The following is a 14299-nucleotide window of genomic DNA, read 5'->3' as shown; positions in this document are numbered from 1 at the left end:
GCTCACACCGCGAGGATCGGTGAGGGAGAGGCGGAGAGAAAGGCGATTGTTCTCCGGTTTATCCAACTCCCTTTCCCAACGTCGAAGCCGGCTCCCAAGCCCGAAGCTCGTTATTTTCGTGCGAATCATGGCTACCGCCGCGCACAACGGACGCACGATGGCCGCGGTGACCCGGCGACCCCATCGGCGCCGCGCAGCCCTTCCGCTCCGGCGGGGCGATGCGGTATGACGCGCCGGAGACGCCATGATCCGCTCCGCCACCGCCGCCGACGTCCCCACCATCGCCCGCCTCATCCGGATGCTCGCCGAGTACGAGCGGCTCGCGCACGAGGTCGTCTTCGACGAGAAGGAGCTCGAGGCGCACCTCTTCGGCCCGAGGCCCGCGGCGGAGGTCGTCCTGGCCGAGGCGGAGGGGGTCGCGGTCGGCTTCGCCCTCTTCTTCCAGAGCTTCTCCACCTTCCTCGGCAAGCCGGGGATCTACCTCGAAGACCTCTTCGTGCTCCCCGAGCACCGCGGAGCAGGCCACGGCAAGGCCCTCCTCGTGCACCTGGCGAGGCTCGCGGTCGAGCGCGGCTGCGGGCGGTTCGAGTGGTCCGTGCTCGACTGGAACGAGCCCGCCATCGGCTTCTACCGGAAGCTCGGCGCCAAGCCCATGGACGACTGGACCGTCTACCGCCTCACGGGCGAGGCGCTCGCCCAGCTCGCCCAGGGCTGAAGAGCTCGCCGCCCGCCCAGCCCGCCGTGGCGCGGCGACGCTGGACCTCCACGGCCGACGCTCGACCGGGGCGCCCCCCCTCCCCGCCCGACGGAACGATGCGGTCGCGCCGGATGGGCGCTCTGCCGTCCCCCCTACGATGGCGAGCATCTGTCGGGGGCAGCGCACGTCGGGAGGTTGTCTGATGCAGTCGCAGGAGGAGTCCGCGTCCGGTGGTGAGTTCGAGTTCGACATCGGAGTGTTCAACCTGGATGAACGCGGCCTCGACGCGCAGCCCTTCGGGATCATCCGCCTGAATCGCGAGGGCACGGTGCTCTCCTACAACCTCTACGAGGAACGCCAGGCCCGCCGGAAGCGGCAGGATGTGGTCGGGAAGAACTTCTTCACCGACATCGCCCCCTGCAGCCGGGTCAAGAAGTTCCACGGCCGGTTCCTGGTCGGGGTGGAGCAGCGCGAGCTCAACGCCACCTTCGGCTTCGTGTTCCACTTCCCGCACAAGACACGGCACGTCGACGTCTCGCTGTTCTACAAGGCGGCCGCTCGCCAAGAGGGCGATACGGTCTGGGTCATCATCCGCGGTTGAGCGGCGCGGGCGCGGTTGAGCGGCGCGGGCCGGCGCGGCGCCGGGAGCTGCTCGTGGGGGCGCAGCGGAGCAGCAGCGGCTGCTGCCGGGGCAGCAGCGGCGGCGGAGCCTCGCGTCGATCGCGGCCTGATCGCGCGCACGGCCCTCGAGACGCGCGCCGTGGCGCGGGTGTTGCTGGAGCGGCGCGTGCTGGTGTCGGTGGCGCGGCCCCCGGGCTCGGTCGCGACATGCGCTGTTGCTCATCGAGCGTGAGCGTGAGTCCCCACGGCCCATCGAGGGTCGCCGCAGGCGTCGAATGTCCTCCAACCAACTCACCGGGCTCGGCGTGCTGCGCCACCGGAGCTTCTCGTTCTACCTCGCGTCGAGGCTGCTCTCCGCGATCGCGGTGCAGATGCAGAGCGTCGCGATCGGCTGGCAGGTCTACGCGCTCACCGGCGACGTCTTCGATCTCGGCCTCATCGGCCTCGCCCAGTTCGCGCCGTTCTTCGCCCTGATCCTCGTCGCCGGGCAGGCGGCGGACCGGTTCGACCGGCGCCGCATCATCACGGTCGGCCTCGGGGTGGAGCTCCTCTGCTCCGTGCTGCTGCTCGCGTTCACGCTGTCGGGCCTCACGGTGGTGTGGCCCGTGTTCGCGGTGCTGGTGCTGTTCGGCAGCGCGCGCGCCTTCATGATGCCGGCGCAGCAGGCGATCCTGATGAACCTGGTGCCGGCCGACAGCTTCGGGAAGGCGGTCGCGATCAGCTCGTCGAGCTTCCATGTCGCGGTCATCGTCGGGCCGACGCTGGGCGGGCTCCTCTACCTCGCCGGGTCGACGATCGTGTACGCGATCGTGGCGGCGCTGCTCCTCGCCTCCCTCCTGCTCATGGGCCTCGCGCGCGCGACCCAGCAGGCCAGGCGCAGCGAGCCGGCGTCGCTGGGCGCGGTGCTGGAGGGGCTGCGCTTCGTGTGGTCGAGGCCGGCCGTGCTCGGCGCGATCTCGCTCGACCTGTTCGCCGTGCTCTTCGGCGGCGCGGTCGCGCTCCTGCCCGCGTACGCGCGCGACGTGCTCCACGCCGGGCCGACCGGCCTCGGCATGCTCCGCACCGCGCCGGCCGTCGGCGCCGCGCTCACCGCGGGCGTCCTCGCCTTCCGGCCGATCACGCGGCACGTCGGCCGCTGGATGTTCGGCGGCGTCGCGGTGTTCGGGCTCGCCACGATCGGCCTCGGGCAGACGCACAGCTTCCCCGCCGCGCTCGTCGCCCTGTTCCTCGTCGGCGCTGGCGACATGGTGAGCGTCTATATCCGCCACATCCTCGTGCAGTTCGAGACGCCGGACGCGATCCGCGGGCGGGTGAGCGCGGTCAACGCGGTGTTCATCGGCGCCTCGAACGAGCTCGGAGAGTTCGAGTCCGGCCTCACCGCCGGCTGGCTCGGCCTGCTCCCCGCCATCCTCCTCGGCGGCGGCGCCACCGTCGTGGTCGCCGCGCTGTGGGCCCTCGGCTTCCCCGTGCTGAGCCGCATGGACCGTTTCCCGCACGCGAAGCGGGATCCCGAGGAGAGCGAAGGCCGGGCCGGGGAGCCGGAGGCCGCCGCCGCGGCGTAGTCGTGGTCAAATTTGAACATGAAGGCGGGAAGGCGGGAAGAAAACCTTAATGTTCTTCCCGCCTTCCCGCCTTCATGTGGACTCTCTCTGGGCAAAGTTGACCACTACCCACGCGTCACCGGGGGCGAGCGCTACTCCGCGCGGAGCGCCTCGATCGGATCGAGGCGCGCGGCGCGGTAGGCCGGGTAGAAGCCGAACACCACGCCGATCGTGGCCGAGAGGCCGAGACCGAGGGCGATCGACCAGAGCTCCACGTGGAAGGCCCAGCGGCCGACCACCTGCGCGAGCAGCGCGCCGGCGAGCCACGACAGGCCCACGCCCGAGAGCACGCCGAGCGCGCCCCCGAGCAGCGAGACCGCCGCCGCCTCGCACAGGAACTGCAGCAGGATCGCGCGGGGCGAGGCGCCGACCGCGCGGCGGATGCCGATCTCCCGCGTCCGCTCGGTCACGGTCACCAGCATGATGTTCATGATGTTGATGCCCCCCACGATCAGCGCGACGACGCCGGTGCTGAGCAGCAGCATCTTGATGATGTCGAGGACGAGCGTCTCCTGGGCGTGGCTGTCCTTGTCCTCGATCTTGAAGTTCTTCACCCCGTGGTGGCGGCGCAGGAGCGTCGCGTCGATGACGCCGCGGAGCGCGGCGAGCGGCGACCGGAAGGCCGCGAGCGGATCCTGCCGCACGTAGATGCGGCCGGTCGTGTGCGCCGGCGCATACAGCGCGTCGTAGGTCGTCTCCGGGACGAGGACCTTGCGGTTCCAGATGTTCGTGTCGTCCGTGGAGCCGACGATCGGCCGGTCCTCGAGCACGCCGACCACCGTCCACACGTGGCCGTCGGCCGTCATGTGGACCGGCTCGGCCTGCGCGACCCGCGCGGGCGGGCCGCCGAAGAGCTCGGCCCAGACCTCGTGGCCGACGACGCACACGCGCCGCCGCGCCGCGAGATCCGCCTCGCCGAGGAACCGGCCCGCCGCGAGCTCGAGGTCGTAGAGCGCGGGCGCCGCCGGCGCCGCGCTGACGAGCGTGACGCGCTTCTTCTTGCGGCCGGCGCGCGCCTCGGTGGGGCGCGCCGACTCGCTCAGGGCCGAGGCGCCGCCGAGGGCGCGCGACCCGGCGAGCGCGCGGGCGTCGTCCCGCGAGAGGTCGCGCCGGGTGCGCCGCCGGTCCTTGACGCTCACCTCGGCGGGGTGGACCTGGATGAGGTCGGCCTCCACGGCCTGCTGGCTCGCCCGGAGCAGCGCCTCCTCGCCGCCCGCGAGGAGCGAGGCGAGCAGCACGATCGAGCCGGTGCCGATGATGATGCCGAGCAGCGTGAGCGCGGCGCGGGTGCGGTCGGCCACGACCGCGCGCGTCGAGTGGAGGAGGTCGGCGAGCCTCATCGCCGCATCGCCGCCACGGGGTCGAGCCGGCCCGCGCGCCGGGCCGGCAGCCACCCGAACGCCACGCCCACGCCGGAGGAGACGAGGAGCGCCGCGATCACCGCCGTCGTCGAGATCGCGCCGACCCACCCCGGCGTGAAGCGGCGGATGATCGACGAGGCGAGCCCGGCCGCGAGCGCGCCGCCGGCGACCCCGAGCAGGCCGCCCGCGCCGGAGAGCAGCGCCGCCTCGCACAGGAACTGCGCGCTGATGTCGCCCGGCGCCGCCCCGAGCGCCTTGCGGATGCCGATCTCGCGCACGCGCTCGGAGACGCTGACGAGCATCATGTTCATCACGCCCACGCCGCCGATGAGCAGCGCGACGCCGGCGATGAGGCCGACGATCGCCTTCATCGTCGCGAACACCGCCTCGAACTGCTCCATGATGCTGCTGAAATCGTAGAGGGTGAAGTCGTCGACGCCGTGGTGGCGCTCGACGAGGAGCGCGTTGACGATGCGCTTCACCGGGTCGTTGTTGCGGACGTCGTCGGTCTTGAGGACGAGGAGCGCCGAGGAGCGCACGTCCTTCTCGACGTCCGCCGCGGTGTCGATGGGCGCGACGAGCAGGTCGTCCCAGCTGAAGCCGAAGTTGAAGCCCATCCGCTCGCTCGCGGCCAGGACGCCGATGACGCGGCAGCGCAGGGCCCCGACCGTGACCCACCGGCCGATCGGGTCGCCGCGCCAGAGCCGCGCGGCGAGCTTGGGGCCGGCGACGCAGACGCGGGCGCGGCGGCGGTCCTCCTCGTCGGAGAAGGCGCGGCCGCGGCCGACGGGCATCCGGAAGGCGTCGAGGAAGCCGCTGTCGGCCGCGACGAGATCGGTGCGGTCCTCGGCGCCCTCGTCGGAGGTCACGTCGCGCGAGCCGAGCATGGCGTACAGGGTGTGCTCGGCGACGTGGGGGATGCCGCGCGCGAGGTGGTCGCGGTCCTTGCGGGTGAAGCCGGTGACGTACATCGCCTTCTTGCGCTCGGCGCGCACCGGCTCCTTCGGCGCGATGAGGATGAGCCGCGCCCCGCCGAGCTGCTCGATGCCGCGGCTCAGCGTGAGCAGGCCGCCCTCGGCGAGCGAGGTCATGAGCACGATCGCGAAGGCGCCGAGGGTGATGCTGAGGACGGTGAGCATCGACCGCAGCTTGTGCGCCGAGAGCGCCTTGGCGGCGATCGCGAGGTAGACGGCCCACCTCACATCTTGGTCTCGTTCTCGGCCGCGGAGGGCGGGTTGATGAGCACGCGGGCCCCCTCCGGGACGCCGCTCAGGATCTCGACCTCGCGGTCGTTGCGCGCGCCGAGCGCGACCTCGACCTGCTCGGTGGTCGGCTTGCCGTCGGGCCCGTCGATCACGCGCGTGACGAGCTGCTTGCCGCCGTCGGCGGAGACGGCCTCGATCGGCAGGGAGACCACGCCTGGCCGATGGTCGAGCCGGATGCGCACGTCGGCGGTCATGCCGGGCTTGATGAGGCCGTCGACCTGGGAGAGCTCGGCCTCGACCGGGAAGACGTCGACCTCGCGCCCCTCGAGCTTCACCGAGGCGGGCGCGATCTTTGTGACCTTGGCCGCGTACGTCTTGCCGGGCAGGGCGTCGAGCGTCAGGGTCGCCGGCTGTCCTGGGGCGACCTTGGCGACGTCGATCTGGTTGAGGTCCACCTTGACCACGAGCGTCGAGAGGTCGGCCACGGTGAGCAGCGCCTTGCCCTCGAAGGTCGACTGCACCCCCGGGGTGACGACCTCGCCGGGCTCGATGTTGCGCTGGATCACGGTGCCGTCGAGGGGCGAGTAGATCTTCGTGTACCGGAGCTGGTCGCGCGCGGCGCTGAGCGCGACCTCGGCGAGCCGGACGGCGATGGTCTTCTCGGCGAGGTCGTGCTTGGCGAGGTCGAGGTCCTCCGAGGGGGTGACGCTGGCCTCGACGCCGGCGGTCCGCCGCTCGACGACGCGCTTGGCGAAGGCCGCGGCGGCCCTGGCCCGGGCGAGCTCGGCCTCGGCGCGGGCGACCTCGCGCGCGTTGTCGGTCGGGTCGAGCACGAGCAGGAGCTGGTCCTTGGCGATGCGGGCGCCCTCGTCCGCGAGCACCTCGGCGACCTGGCCGGCGACCTTGGATTTGATCTCGACCTTCTCGCGGGCCTCGATGCGGCCGGTCTCGAGGATCTCGACGGCGAGGTCGCCGCGCTTCGCGGTCACGACGAGCGCGGGGTCGATGGGCGGGGGGCCGCCGCTGGCCTTGGCGACGACGACGGCGCCGATCCCGGCGAGCGCCAGGGCGGCGATGAGCCACGGCCAGAGGCGCCGCCGCCGCCGGGCGCTCACGAGGAGCCTCCAGGAGGCGTCGACGAACGTCCGGGAGGCGACGATGCCGGTCCAGGAACCGATGACCCCGGTCCAGGAACCGATGACCCCGGTCCAGGAACCGATGACGCCGGTCCAGGAACCGATGACCCCGGTCCAGGAACCGATGACCCCGGTCCAGGAACCGATGACCCCGGTCCAGGAACCGACGACGCCGGTCCAGGAACCGACGACGCCGGTCCAGGAACCGACGACGCCGGGACGTCCACGCGCCGGCCGCGGGGGCCGGTGTCCTCGACGATGGCGCCGTCCCGGAACGTGACGACCCGGGTGGCGTACGCGGCGATCGAGGGGTCGTGGGTGACGACGACGACCGTCATGCCCTGCGCGTGCAGGGCGCAGAAGAGCTCCATGACCTGCTGGGTGGTGGCGGAGTCGAGCGCGCCGGTCGGCTCGTCCGCGAGGAGGAGCGGCGGCTCGTTGACGATGGCGCGGGCGATGGCCACGCGCTGCTGCTGGCCGCCGGACAGCTGGTTCGGCAGGTGGTGCGACCGGTCCGCGAGCCCGACGCGCGCGAGGGCGCGCGCGGCCCGCTCCCGCCGATCGGCCGGGCGGACGCCGGCGTAGACCATGGGCAGCTCGACGTTGGCGAGGGCGCTGTCGCGCGGCAGGAGGTTGAACGACTGGAAGACGAACCCGATCTTGCGGTTGCGGAGCCGCGCGAGCTCGACCTCGTCGAGCTCCTCGACCGGCTCGTCGTCGAGGAGGTACCGGCCGGCGGTCGGCCGGTCGAGCGTGCCGATGACGTTCAGCGTGGTCGATTTGCCCGACCCCGAGGCGCCCATGATGGCGACCATCTCGCCCCGGGAGAGCTCCAGGGAGACACCGCGGAGCGCCTGCACCTCCACCTCGCCCATCCAGTAGACCTTGGTGATCGCGTCGAGCTTCACGAGTGGAGACATGGGGGTTCTCGGAGGCGGCCGGCGCGACCGTCCCTAGCGGTCGCGGCAGCTCAGCCCGCCTGCGTACGCCTGAGCTTCTACGTCGTGCCGGTCTTGTTGTCTTCCTTCGCAGGCCGCCGCACCGGCGGACGCACCGTGACGTAGGCGAGGGGGAGCAGCGACGCAACCGTGGCGCACCGCGGCGACGCTCGGCCGCCTCGAGGCCACGCCTGCCAGGCCCCGTCCCTTGCTTCGCCGGAGGAGGAGCCGGAGGACCGCGCGGGACTGCGATCAGAACGCGCCCGCATGGCGCGATTTCCGGGCTCCCACCCGGTTGCGTTTGTGCATAGCATTACGGCTCACATGCTCGAGCTCTCCTTCGAATCGGGCGAGGACTCGCTCTCCGTGCGTCGCTTCGCCGTACGCGAAGCGCTGTCCACATTGTTCTCCGTGTCGATCGAAGCCTGCTCTCCGAGCGAGGATCTCGATTTTGAAGGAATCGTGGGCAAGGGCGCGTCCTTCAGGATGCGCGATCGCGTTCTGGATGCCGACGGCGGCGAGGGCGGTCGCCTGTTTCGCGGGATCTGCGCCTCGATGGAGCTGCTGCGGGTCGAGCCGAACGGCCTCTCAACGTACGCGCTGACGATCGTGCCCGCGCTCTGGCTGCTCTCGCAGCGTCGCAATTATCGCGTCTTCCAGCACCGGAGCGTCCAGGAAATCATCAAGGCGATCCTCGCGGAGTGGAACATCGAGGCCGATTGGCGAGTCGATGCCACCCAGCATCCGAAGCTCGAGTACCGCGTCCAGTACGGCGAGAGCGACCTCGACTTCGTGAGCCGACTGAGCGAGGAGGCTGGCATTACCTTCCTCTTCGCCGGGCAAAGGGAGCGAAAGGACGGGCCGCAGCTCGTGTTCTCGGACGATTTGCGCGCCCTCGCGTCGAGCGAGCGGAGGACGGTGCCGTTCATAGACGACCCGAGCACGGCCGCGGGAGCGCCGTTCGTCACCGAGGTCCGGCTCAACCAGCAGGTGCGTCCTGGCCGCTTCACCATCCGCGACTTCGACTTCCGGAGGAGCCCCGAGTACCAGCTCTTCGCGGGAGCGGCGAGCGGGACGCCGGAGGCTCGGCTCGAGCAGTATCACTACCTCCCCGGCTCCTTCATGGTAGAGACGGCGGCGCGCGGCGGAAGCACGCCCGTTGCGGATGGCGCGGGTGCGGCGCGTCACGACGAGCGTGCCGGGAAGATCCGCGCCGAGCGCGCGCTGGGGCAGGAGCGGATCTCGCGGCGCGCAGTCACGTTCCGCACCAATGTCGACCTTTCGCCGGGCGAGACCTTCTCGCTGGTGGGCCATCCGAGGGCGGACCTCGCGGCGGACAAGCGGTTGCTCGTGGTCGAGATGTCGATGGAGGGGACCCACGACGGCGAGTGGGCGCGCGCTGGTCGTGCGGTCTTCGTCGGACCGGAGCAGCCTTTCCTCCCGCCGCTCCGGGCGCCGAGGCCGCGGATCCACAGCGTGCAGAGCGCAGTGGTGGTCGGGCCCAAGGGGCAAGAGATCCACACGGATGAGTTCGGCCGCGTGCGCGTGCAGTTCCACTGGGATCGCGAGGGGCGCTTCGACGAGCACAGCTCGTGCTGGATCCGCGTCAGCCAGGGCTGGGCTGGCGGCGCGTACGGGATGATGGCCCTCCCCCGCGTCGGGCAGGAGGTGCTGGTCGGGTTCATCGAGGGCGACCCGGATCAGCCGATCGTGGTGGGCCGGGTGTACAACAACACGGCGCGTGTTCCGTACAAGCTGCCCGAGAGCAAGACGGTCAGCACCTGGAAGAGCAGCTCCTCGCCGGGGCTCGAGGGCTCGAACGAGATCATGTTCGAGGACGCGAAGGGCGCGGAGCTCGTCTACATGCAGGCCGAGCGGAACCTCGAGAAGCTGGTCAAGGTGGATGAGGCGGTCACGATCGGCAACAACCGCAGCAAGGTGGTGAAGGCCAATGAGACGATCGCCGTTGGGGGGAGCCGCACGGCGACAATCGGAAATGTGGATGAGGCGGATGTCGGGGTGAGGCATGCGGTCGCGATCTCGGGCGGCGCCGGAGCGACCGGGGTCGAGATGGTCGACCGGAGGATCTCGTGGACGACCGGCGAGGCGACGATCACCCTGGAGGGGCCCAACATCACGCTGGAGGCGGCGGCTGGGATCCTGCTGAAGGCGGCGAGCGATATCGCGCTGGAGGCGGACGCGAACATCACGGCGAACGCGACCGTGAACCTGACGTTGAAGTCCGGGTCGAAGCTCGTCGTGAGGTCCGAGGGCGGCGATGTGGTGATCCAGGGCGGGCCGATCGTGAGGATCAACCCGGAGGTGGGCGGCAAGCCGTTGCGGGGCGAGGATGGGGTACCGATCTCAGTGGAGGTGCCGCCCGGGGTGGATCTGGAGGAGGAGATCGAGAAGGCCGAGGAGCACGCTCGCTTCGATCGCGATGCTCCCGCGTGGTTCGCCGAGATGACCAAGCCGGGGGGCGAGTGGGATTACGGCAGGCTCGGCGAGCGGTATGCGGGGTTCAGCAATTTCCACTACGGCGTTATAGGGAAGGCGATGGGACTCCCCGAGGGGGCGCTGCTCCGGCACGCGGGGATGCGCCGGAAGGCGCGCGGCGACGCGAAGCCGGAGTGGGGTGATCCTGGCAACGGCGTGTGGGGCGGCACGTATCCGTATGGGGCCCCGGCCGAGGACCAGGAGATGGTGAAAAAAGGCTTCAAGTACTACGACAACAACTACGCGTAGGTTGCACGCGGAAGGGCGAAGAGATGGGGGAGAGCGAAGACAACGAAGAGGACAGGGTGGTCGCGGAGCGCCTTCCCGACCTGGGCGCATGGGAGTTCTATACGCTCGCGTTCGAGCGCAGCGGCGATACGGTCTGCAAGGTGGCGCTCCGGGCGGGAGCGTTGGAAGGCGTGGAGTACGGTGTTTTCCGCGGCGAGAACGGCGAGCCCAGCGCCACGGGCGCGATCGTGCAGCCGGGGAGTTGGTCGGATGAGGCGCGCGAAGACGCGCTCAAAGAGGTCCTCACCATCTACTCGGGTCAGCTCCCGGAGTTGCGTGGCGGCGTGGTGTTCGACTTCTACGTGGAGCGGGAAGATTACTATGCCATCGGGGACGGCGATGACATCGACGATAATGATGACGACGACGACGACGACGACGACGACGATGACGACGATGATGACGATGATGACGACGATGACGACGATGATGATGATGGCGATGGCGGGGATGCATAACGAACGAATCAGTCGAAGGAGACGCTAATGCCGGCCGCAGCCCGCGTTGGAGATCAGCACGTCTGTCGCAAGACCGCGCCGGTGGTTCACAAGGGGGGCGAGATCCTCGAGCCGGGCAGCCGGACCGTCTTCATCGGCGAAGCAAACGCCGCCTGCGTCGGTGATAAAGCCTGGTGTGAGGGGGGCGTCTACGACGTCATCGTCACCGGCGAGCCCACCGTGCTCATAGGCGAGCGCGCCGCCGCCCGCCTCGGAGACGCGACCGAGGGCGGCCACGTCACGAGCGGCTGCACCACGGTTCTGATCGGCCCACACCCGATGGTGGAGGTGCTCCGGGAGGCGGCGCGCTCCGGTACCCCATTCTGCGAAAAGATCGTCCGCGTCCGCCTGGAAGAGCGCGATGGTTAACGAGGCCAGCGGGAGCACGATGCGCTTTTCGTCCAAGGACGAGCTCGCGCTTTTGCTTCAACGCCACGAGCCCCTCTATGCGGTTCTCGACGCCGCGCGGAGTCCGCACGTTTTGAAGCTCGTGCACGCTTCCAGCGACGAGGCTAGATCGCTCTACAACGGTCGACGCGGTGAGCAGTTCGCTGCAGTGGCACCGTACCTCGTACGCATGTCGACAGGCTCGCGACAATTGGAGGAGTTGCTACGGGAAGGCTGGGGGCAAAGCTGGGGTGTGCTCGTCGCATGTGACTCACCCTTCGATGATTTGCGCAGGCATCTTCGGCGTTTCCTTGTGGTGCAGACAGAAGAGAGGCAGGCGCTCTGTTTTCGCTTCTACGACCCGCGCATACTCGCGCCCTTTCTCAACACCGCGACGGAGGAGGAGCGGCGTGCCTTCTTCGGACCGGTGTCTGCGTTTCTGATGGAGGGGCGGAGCGAGGGAACTGTGCTACGGTGGCTGCCGGCCGGCGCGCCCACGATGCAGCCGAACGCACCGTGGGAGTTGGTGACGATCCGTGACGCTCAGATGACGGTGTTCTCGCAGAGCCTAATCGAACGATTCATTGATCGAATGGGAAAGACGATCCGGCTTCGTCTGAAGGCTAGCAGCAATCGAGCGGTCATCTGCGAAGAAATCGAGCGCGCGCGCCGATACGGGATCGTGTCCGAGCGCGGGGTGGAACGCTACCTCATGATCACCTCGGTCCTCGGATCGCGATTCGACGTGCGGGTACCCTGGGCGCGCGCAGTACTGCTGCACGAGGGCGCCGATGAGCGACGGAAGCTATGGCGGCTTGAGTGTCGTCTGCGGCGCTCCGACAGTCGAGCCCCATTGCTCGCTGACCAAGCGAAGCCCAAGGGTTCGTAGCACTACTCCAGCGTGCAGGTATGCAGACAGCGATCTCTCGTACCACCGATCTAACAATCCTACAACCAACACCGACGCGGTGCAGACAAGCACAACTCAGCGATGACAAGCAGCAAAAAAACATTGAGCGCACTGGGAAATCCGAAGACTAACGCTCCGTGCGCGACCCTTCAGCTACCTCTAGGCCCTCATGGTATACCGACCCAAAGCTCTGCGCCGGGGAGCACGATGCGCTCAGATGCTTCCAACGGGGCGTTCCCGGCCGGCGTCATGGCTGGAGACGCAGAGCCCGACAGCGTAGTACTGTGGACAAAGCACAGAGGCGCCGCGAAACTGGAGGTGCGCCTGTGGCCCATATGCAGAGACGCACAGCAGAATCCCTGGCAAGAGCCCGTAAACAAACCGACGATAAAGTTCCCCCCAAGGCCTGAGGAAGACAAACTAAATCCTAAAAGCAAATTTTTCCATGTCGAAGTAAGCGGACTCAAATCAGGAACAGAGTACGAATACCAATTCTTCGAGCACCACGGCAGCGGGCGCACGGTTCCCAGCCCCATCGGTCACTTCCGCACCGCAATTGAATATTCTCCCAATCAGGCCCAACTGGAGCCGGTGACGTTCGGCGGCACATCGTGCACGAGTCAAGTTATGCCGCATGTCCGGAACACGAACCGGAATCTGAAAGCCGCGTGCCAGAAGCGCGACGAGTTGAATATCAGCTTCTTCGTTCACGCTGGCGATCAACTCTACTGCGACGCCCGAACTGAGCCCCCGCCGGTCGACATCGCTGATTACCAGGACAGGTATGAGAAGGCATTCTCCGACAACAGTGGACCAAAGAGCAGGTCATCCCCAAAGGGACTCAATGCGTTACACAGAGCGTTCGGAATATACACCACGTGGGATGACCACGAGGTAATCGACGACTGGCAAGGAAAGCAAAAATTTCCTAGAAAGATCAAAAATATCGCAGAAAAACGAGCAATTAACATCGAATCGGCCAATAGGTCGATCACTAACGCCGGAAAGAGATCCTTCTTTCAACACCAGCCAATTCGCAACAAACAAGAAAACAACAATCATCAAACATATACACATCGACCGTCCTGCAAGTGTCTCACAGGCGGCAATCAGTCACCAGCAAGAAGCCGGGACAACAAGAAGATATGGGGGAGCTTTCGCTGGGGAAATACGCTGGAACTCTTCATCCTCGACTGTCGCTCCGAGCGGCGGGTCATAAGAAGAAGCGACAACAACAAGATAACAAAAGGCAGATACATCTCAAGAAAACAGATGAAATGGCTAATCAACGGACTCCACAACTCACCAGCCGTCTTCAAGTTCATTCTCAACTCATCACCAATAGGAATATTTCCAAACCTGCGGCAGGGAAAACTTCTAAAAACGGTACTGAATCAGGGAAAATCTCTCCAAAGGGCACTAAAACAGAAGAAGCCAGCACCACAATATCTTAAACGCATAATCAGACACCTGATGGTTCCGATCAAGAAAAAGAAAGAATTTCTCTTAAAAAAGAAGCTTCTACCGAAGCGAGAGCGACAACTGCTGCATTTGCTGGGCATAGAGCATCGGCGCCTTCGCAAACAGCTGAAGCAGCAGCTGTCGTCGCAGGATATGAAGCTGTTACAGCAGCAAGCGAAACTGCTGCGGAAGCAGACAAGTCTGCTTAGGAAGCAGGCGAGAACACCTGAGAAGTCCGCAAAGGGCGGTGATTACCGGTGGGATGCACCTTGGCTTCGGCGCCAGCGTGAGCGGATCCTTTCAGCAGCGCAGTGCGTTGGCGGAGTCTGTTGGCTTTCAGGCGATCTTCACTATGGGTCCGTCGGAGGGCTCGGCCTGGATTCGGGCCAGTACCCCAATGTGTGCGAGGTGCTGATGGGTCCCGGAGGCCAGAGCATAAGGGACCGCAAACGGAGGAGACACATCCGCAGCTTTGAGAAACTATGGAGCAATCACTGGAATTTTTCAACACCGGAGGACAATTACGTCATCATCCGCGCCGTCCCAGATCTTCTAAATAGAGATAACTCCACGCTCGAGATCCGCTTCTTTCGAAGACATCGTCAGTTATATGGCGAGAAACGGAGATATAATATGAAATTCAAAGAAGAACTTCCACCCCTGTAACAAGCTATCCAGGCCACATTTCAAATATCGCAACT

12 protein-coding genes are annotated in these 14299 nt (G+C 67.1%); 8 read left to right on the top strand and 4 right to left on the bottom strand.

Annotation, left to right across the window (positions count from 1 at the left end):
• Positions 1 to 244 precede the first annotated feature (244 nt).
• The 3 genes from WME98_RS31490 (at position 245) to WME98_RS31480 (ending at position 2880) form a co-directional block, all read left to right on the top strand.
• Complete coding sequence (locus WME98_RS31490; protein ID WP_437945405.1) at positions 245 to 715, top strand: N-acetyltransferase family protein; 471 nt, start codon at positions 245 to 247, stop codon at positions 713 to 715.
• 184 nt (positions 716 to 899) lie between these two features.
• Positions 900 to 1298 (top strand): PAS domain-containing protein, encoded by a 399-nt coding sequence (locus WME98_RS31485; protein ID WP_061626803.1) that lies wholly within the window; start codon positions 900 to 902, stop codon positions 1296 to 1298.
• Positions 1299 to 1593: 295 nt separating this feature from the next.
• Positions 1594 to 2880 (top strand): MFS transporter, encoded by a 1287-nt coding sequence (locus tag WME98_RS31480; protein WP_437945404.1) that lies wholly within the window; start codon positions 1594 to 1596, stop codon positions 2878 to 2880.
• A 131-nt stretch (positions 2881 to 3011) separates the two neighbouring features.
• Here the strand turns inward: WME98_RS31480 and WME98_RS31475 are convergent, their stop codons facing one another.
• From WME98_RS31475 to WME98_RS31460, 4 genes are read right to left on the bottom strand one after another with little or no spacing between them, the layout of a single operon-like run.
• Positions 3012 to 4259 carry an ABC transporter permease gene (locus tag WME98_RS31475; RefSeq protein ID WP_437336483.1) on the bottom strand — a complete coding sequence of 416 codons (1248 nt, stop codon included), beginning with the start codon at positions 4257 to 4259 and terminating at the stop codon, positions 3012 to 3014.
• Entirely contained in the window at positions 4256 to 5482 is a 1227-nt protein-coding gene (locus WME98_RS31470) for an ABC transporter permease (RefSeq protein ID WP_437945403.1), read from the bottom strand. The genes WME98_RS31475 and WME98_RS31470 overlap by 4 nt, the downstream gene beginning before the upstream one ends.
• Entirely contained in the window at positions 5479 to 6600 is a 1122-nt protein-coding gene (locus WME98_RS31465; protein WP_437945402.1) for an efflux RND transporter periplasmic adaptor subunit, read from the bottom strand. The genes WME98_RS31470 and WME98_RS31465 overlap by 4 nt, the downstream gene beginning before the upstream one ends.
• Entirely contained in the window at positions 6597 to 7541 is a 945-nt protein-coding gene (locus WME98_RS31460; RefSeq protein ID WP_437945401.1) for an ATP-binding cassette domain-containing protein, read from the bottom strand. The genes WME98_RS31465 and WME98_RS31460 overlap by 4 nt, the downstream gene beginning before the upstream one ends.
• Before the next feature lie 342 nt (positions 7542 to 7883).
• On the opposite strand from WME98_RS31460, the gene tssI reads away from it, so the two are divergent.
• The 5 genes from tssI (at position 7884) to WME98_RS31435 (ending at position 14264) form a co-directional block, all read left to right on the top strand.
• Entirely contained in the window at positions 7884 to 10304 is a 2421-nt protein-coding gene (tssI, locus tag WME98_RS31455) for a type VI secretion system tip protein TssI/VgrG (RefSeq protein ID WP_437945400.1), read from the top strand.
• Positions 10305 to 10327: 23 nt separating this feature from the next.
• Positions 10328 to 10801 (top strand): hypothetical protein, encoded by a 474-nt coding sequence (locus tag WME98_RS31450; protein WP_437945399.1) that lies wholly within the window; start codon positions 10328 to 10330, stop codon positions 10799 to 10801.
• Between the two features lie 27 nt (positions 10802 to 10828).
• Positions 10829 to 11209 carry a PAAR domain-containing protein gene (locus tag WME98_RS31445; RefSeq protein ID WP_437336478.1) on the top strand — a complete coding sequence of 127 codons (381 nt, stop codon included), beginning with the start codon at positions 10829 to 10831 and terminating at the stop codon, positions 11207 to 11209.
• Positions 11202 to 12116 (top strand): DUF4123 domain-containing protein, encoded by a 915-nt coding sequence (locus WME98_RS31440; protein WP_437945398.1) that lies wholly within the window; start codon positions 11202 to 11204, stop codon positions 12114 to 12116. Before WME98_RS31445 ends, WME98_RS31440 begins: the two co-directional genes overlap by 8 nt.
• 228 nt (positions 12117 to 12344) lie before the next feature.
• Entirely contained in the window at positions 12345 to 14264 is a 1920-nt protein-coding gene (locus WME98_RS31435) for an alkaline phosphatase D family protein (RefSeq protein ID WP_437945397.1), read from the top strand.
• Positions 14265 to 14299: the final 35 nt, after the last annotated feature.

The sequence above is a fragment of the Sorangium sp. So ce296 genome, from assembly GCF_051529605.1.
In the GTDB taxonomy this organism is placed as follows: Bacteria; Myxococcota_A; Polyangia; order Polyangiales; family Polyangiaceae; genus Sorangium; species Sorangium cellulosum_D.
The sequence above is the reverse complement of the archived record's forward strand: the minus strand, read 5'-3'. Positions and strand labels throughout refer to the sequence as shown.

What these genes read in the sequence shown, in the direction of transcription:
- WME98_RS31490 (WP_437945405.1), top strand. Translation starts at nt 245, where the DNA reads ATGATCCGCTCCGCCACCGCCGCCGACGTCCCCACCATCGCCCGCCTC.
- WME98_RS31485 (WP_061626803.1), top strand. Translation starts at nt 900, where the DNA reads ATGCAGTCGCAGGAGGAGTCCGCGTCCGGTGGTGAGTTCGAGTTCGAC.
- WME98_RS31480 (WP_437945404.1), top strand. Translation starts at nt 1,594, where the DNA reads ATGTCCTCCAACCAACTCACCGGGCTCGGCGTGCTGCGCCACCGGAGC.
- WME98_RS31475 (WP_437336483.1), bottom strand. Translation starts at nt 4,259, where the DNA reads ATGAGGCTCGCCGACCTCCTCCACTCGACGCGCGCGGTCGTGGCCGAC.
- WME98_RS31460 (WP_437945401.1), bottom strand. Translation starts at nt 7,541, where the DNA reads ATGTCTCCACTCGTGAAGCTCGACGCGATCACCAAGGTCTACTGGATG.
- tssI (WP_437945400.1), top strand. Translation starts at nt 7,884, where the DNA reads ATGCTCGAGCTCTCCTTCGAATCGGGCGAGGACTCGCTCTCCGTGCGT.
- WME98_RS31450 (WP_437945399.1), top strand. Translation starts at nt 10,328, where the DNA reads ATGGGGGAGAGCGAAGACAACGAAGAGGACAGGGTGGTCGCGGAGCGC.
- WME98_RS31445 (WP_437336478.1), top strand. Translation starts at nt 10,829, where the DNA reads ATGCCGGCCGCAGCCCGCGTTGGAGATCAGCACGTCTGTCGCAAGACC.
- WME98_RS31440 (WP_437945398.1), top strand. Translation starts at nt 11,202, where the DNA reads ATGGTTAACGAGGCCAGCGGGAGCACGATGCGCTTTTCGTCCAAGGAC.
- WME98_RS31435 (WP_437945397.1), top strand. Translation starts at nt 12,345, where the DNA reads ATGCGCTCAGATGCTTCCAACGGGGCGTTCCCGGCCGGCGTCATGGCT.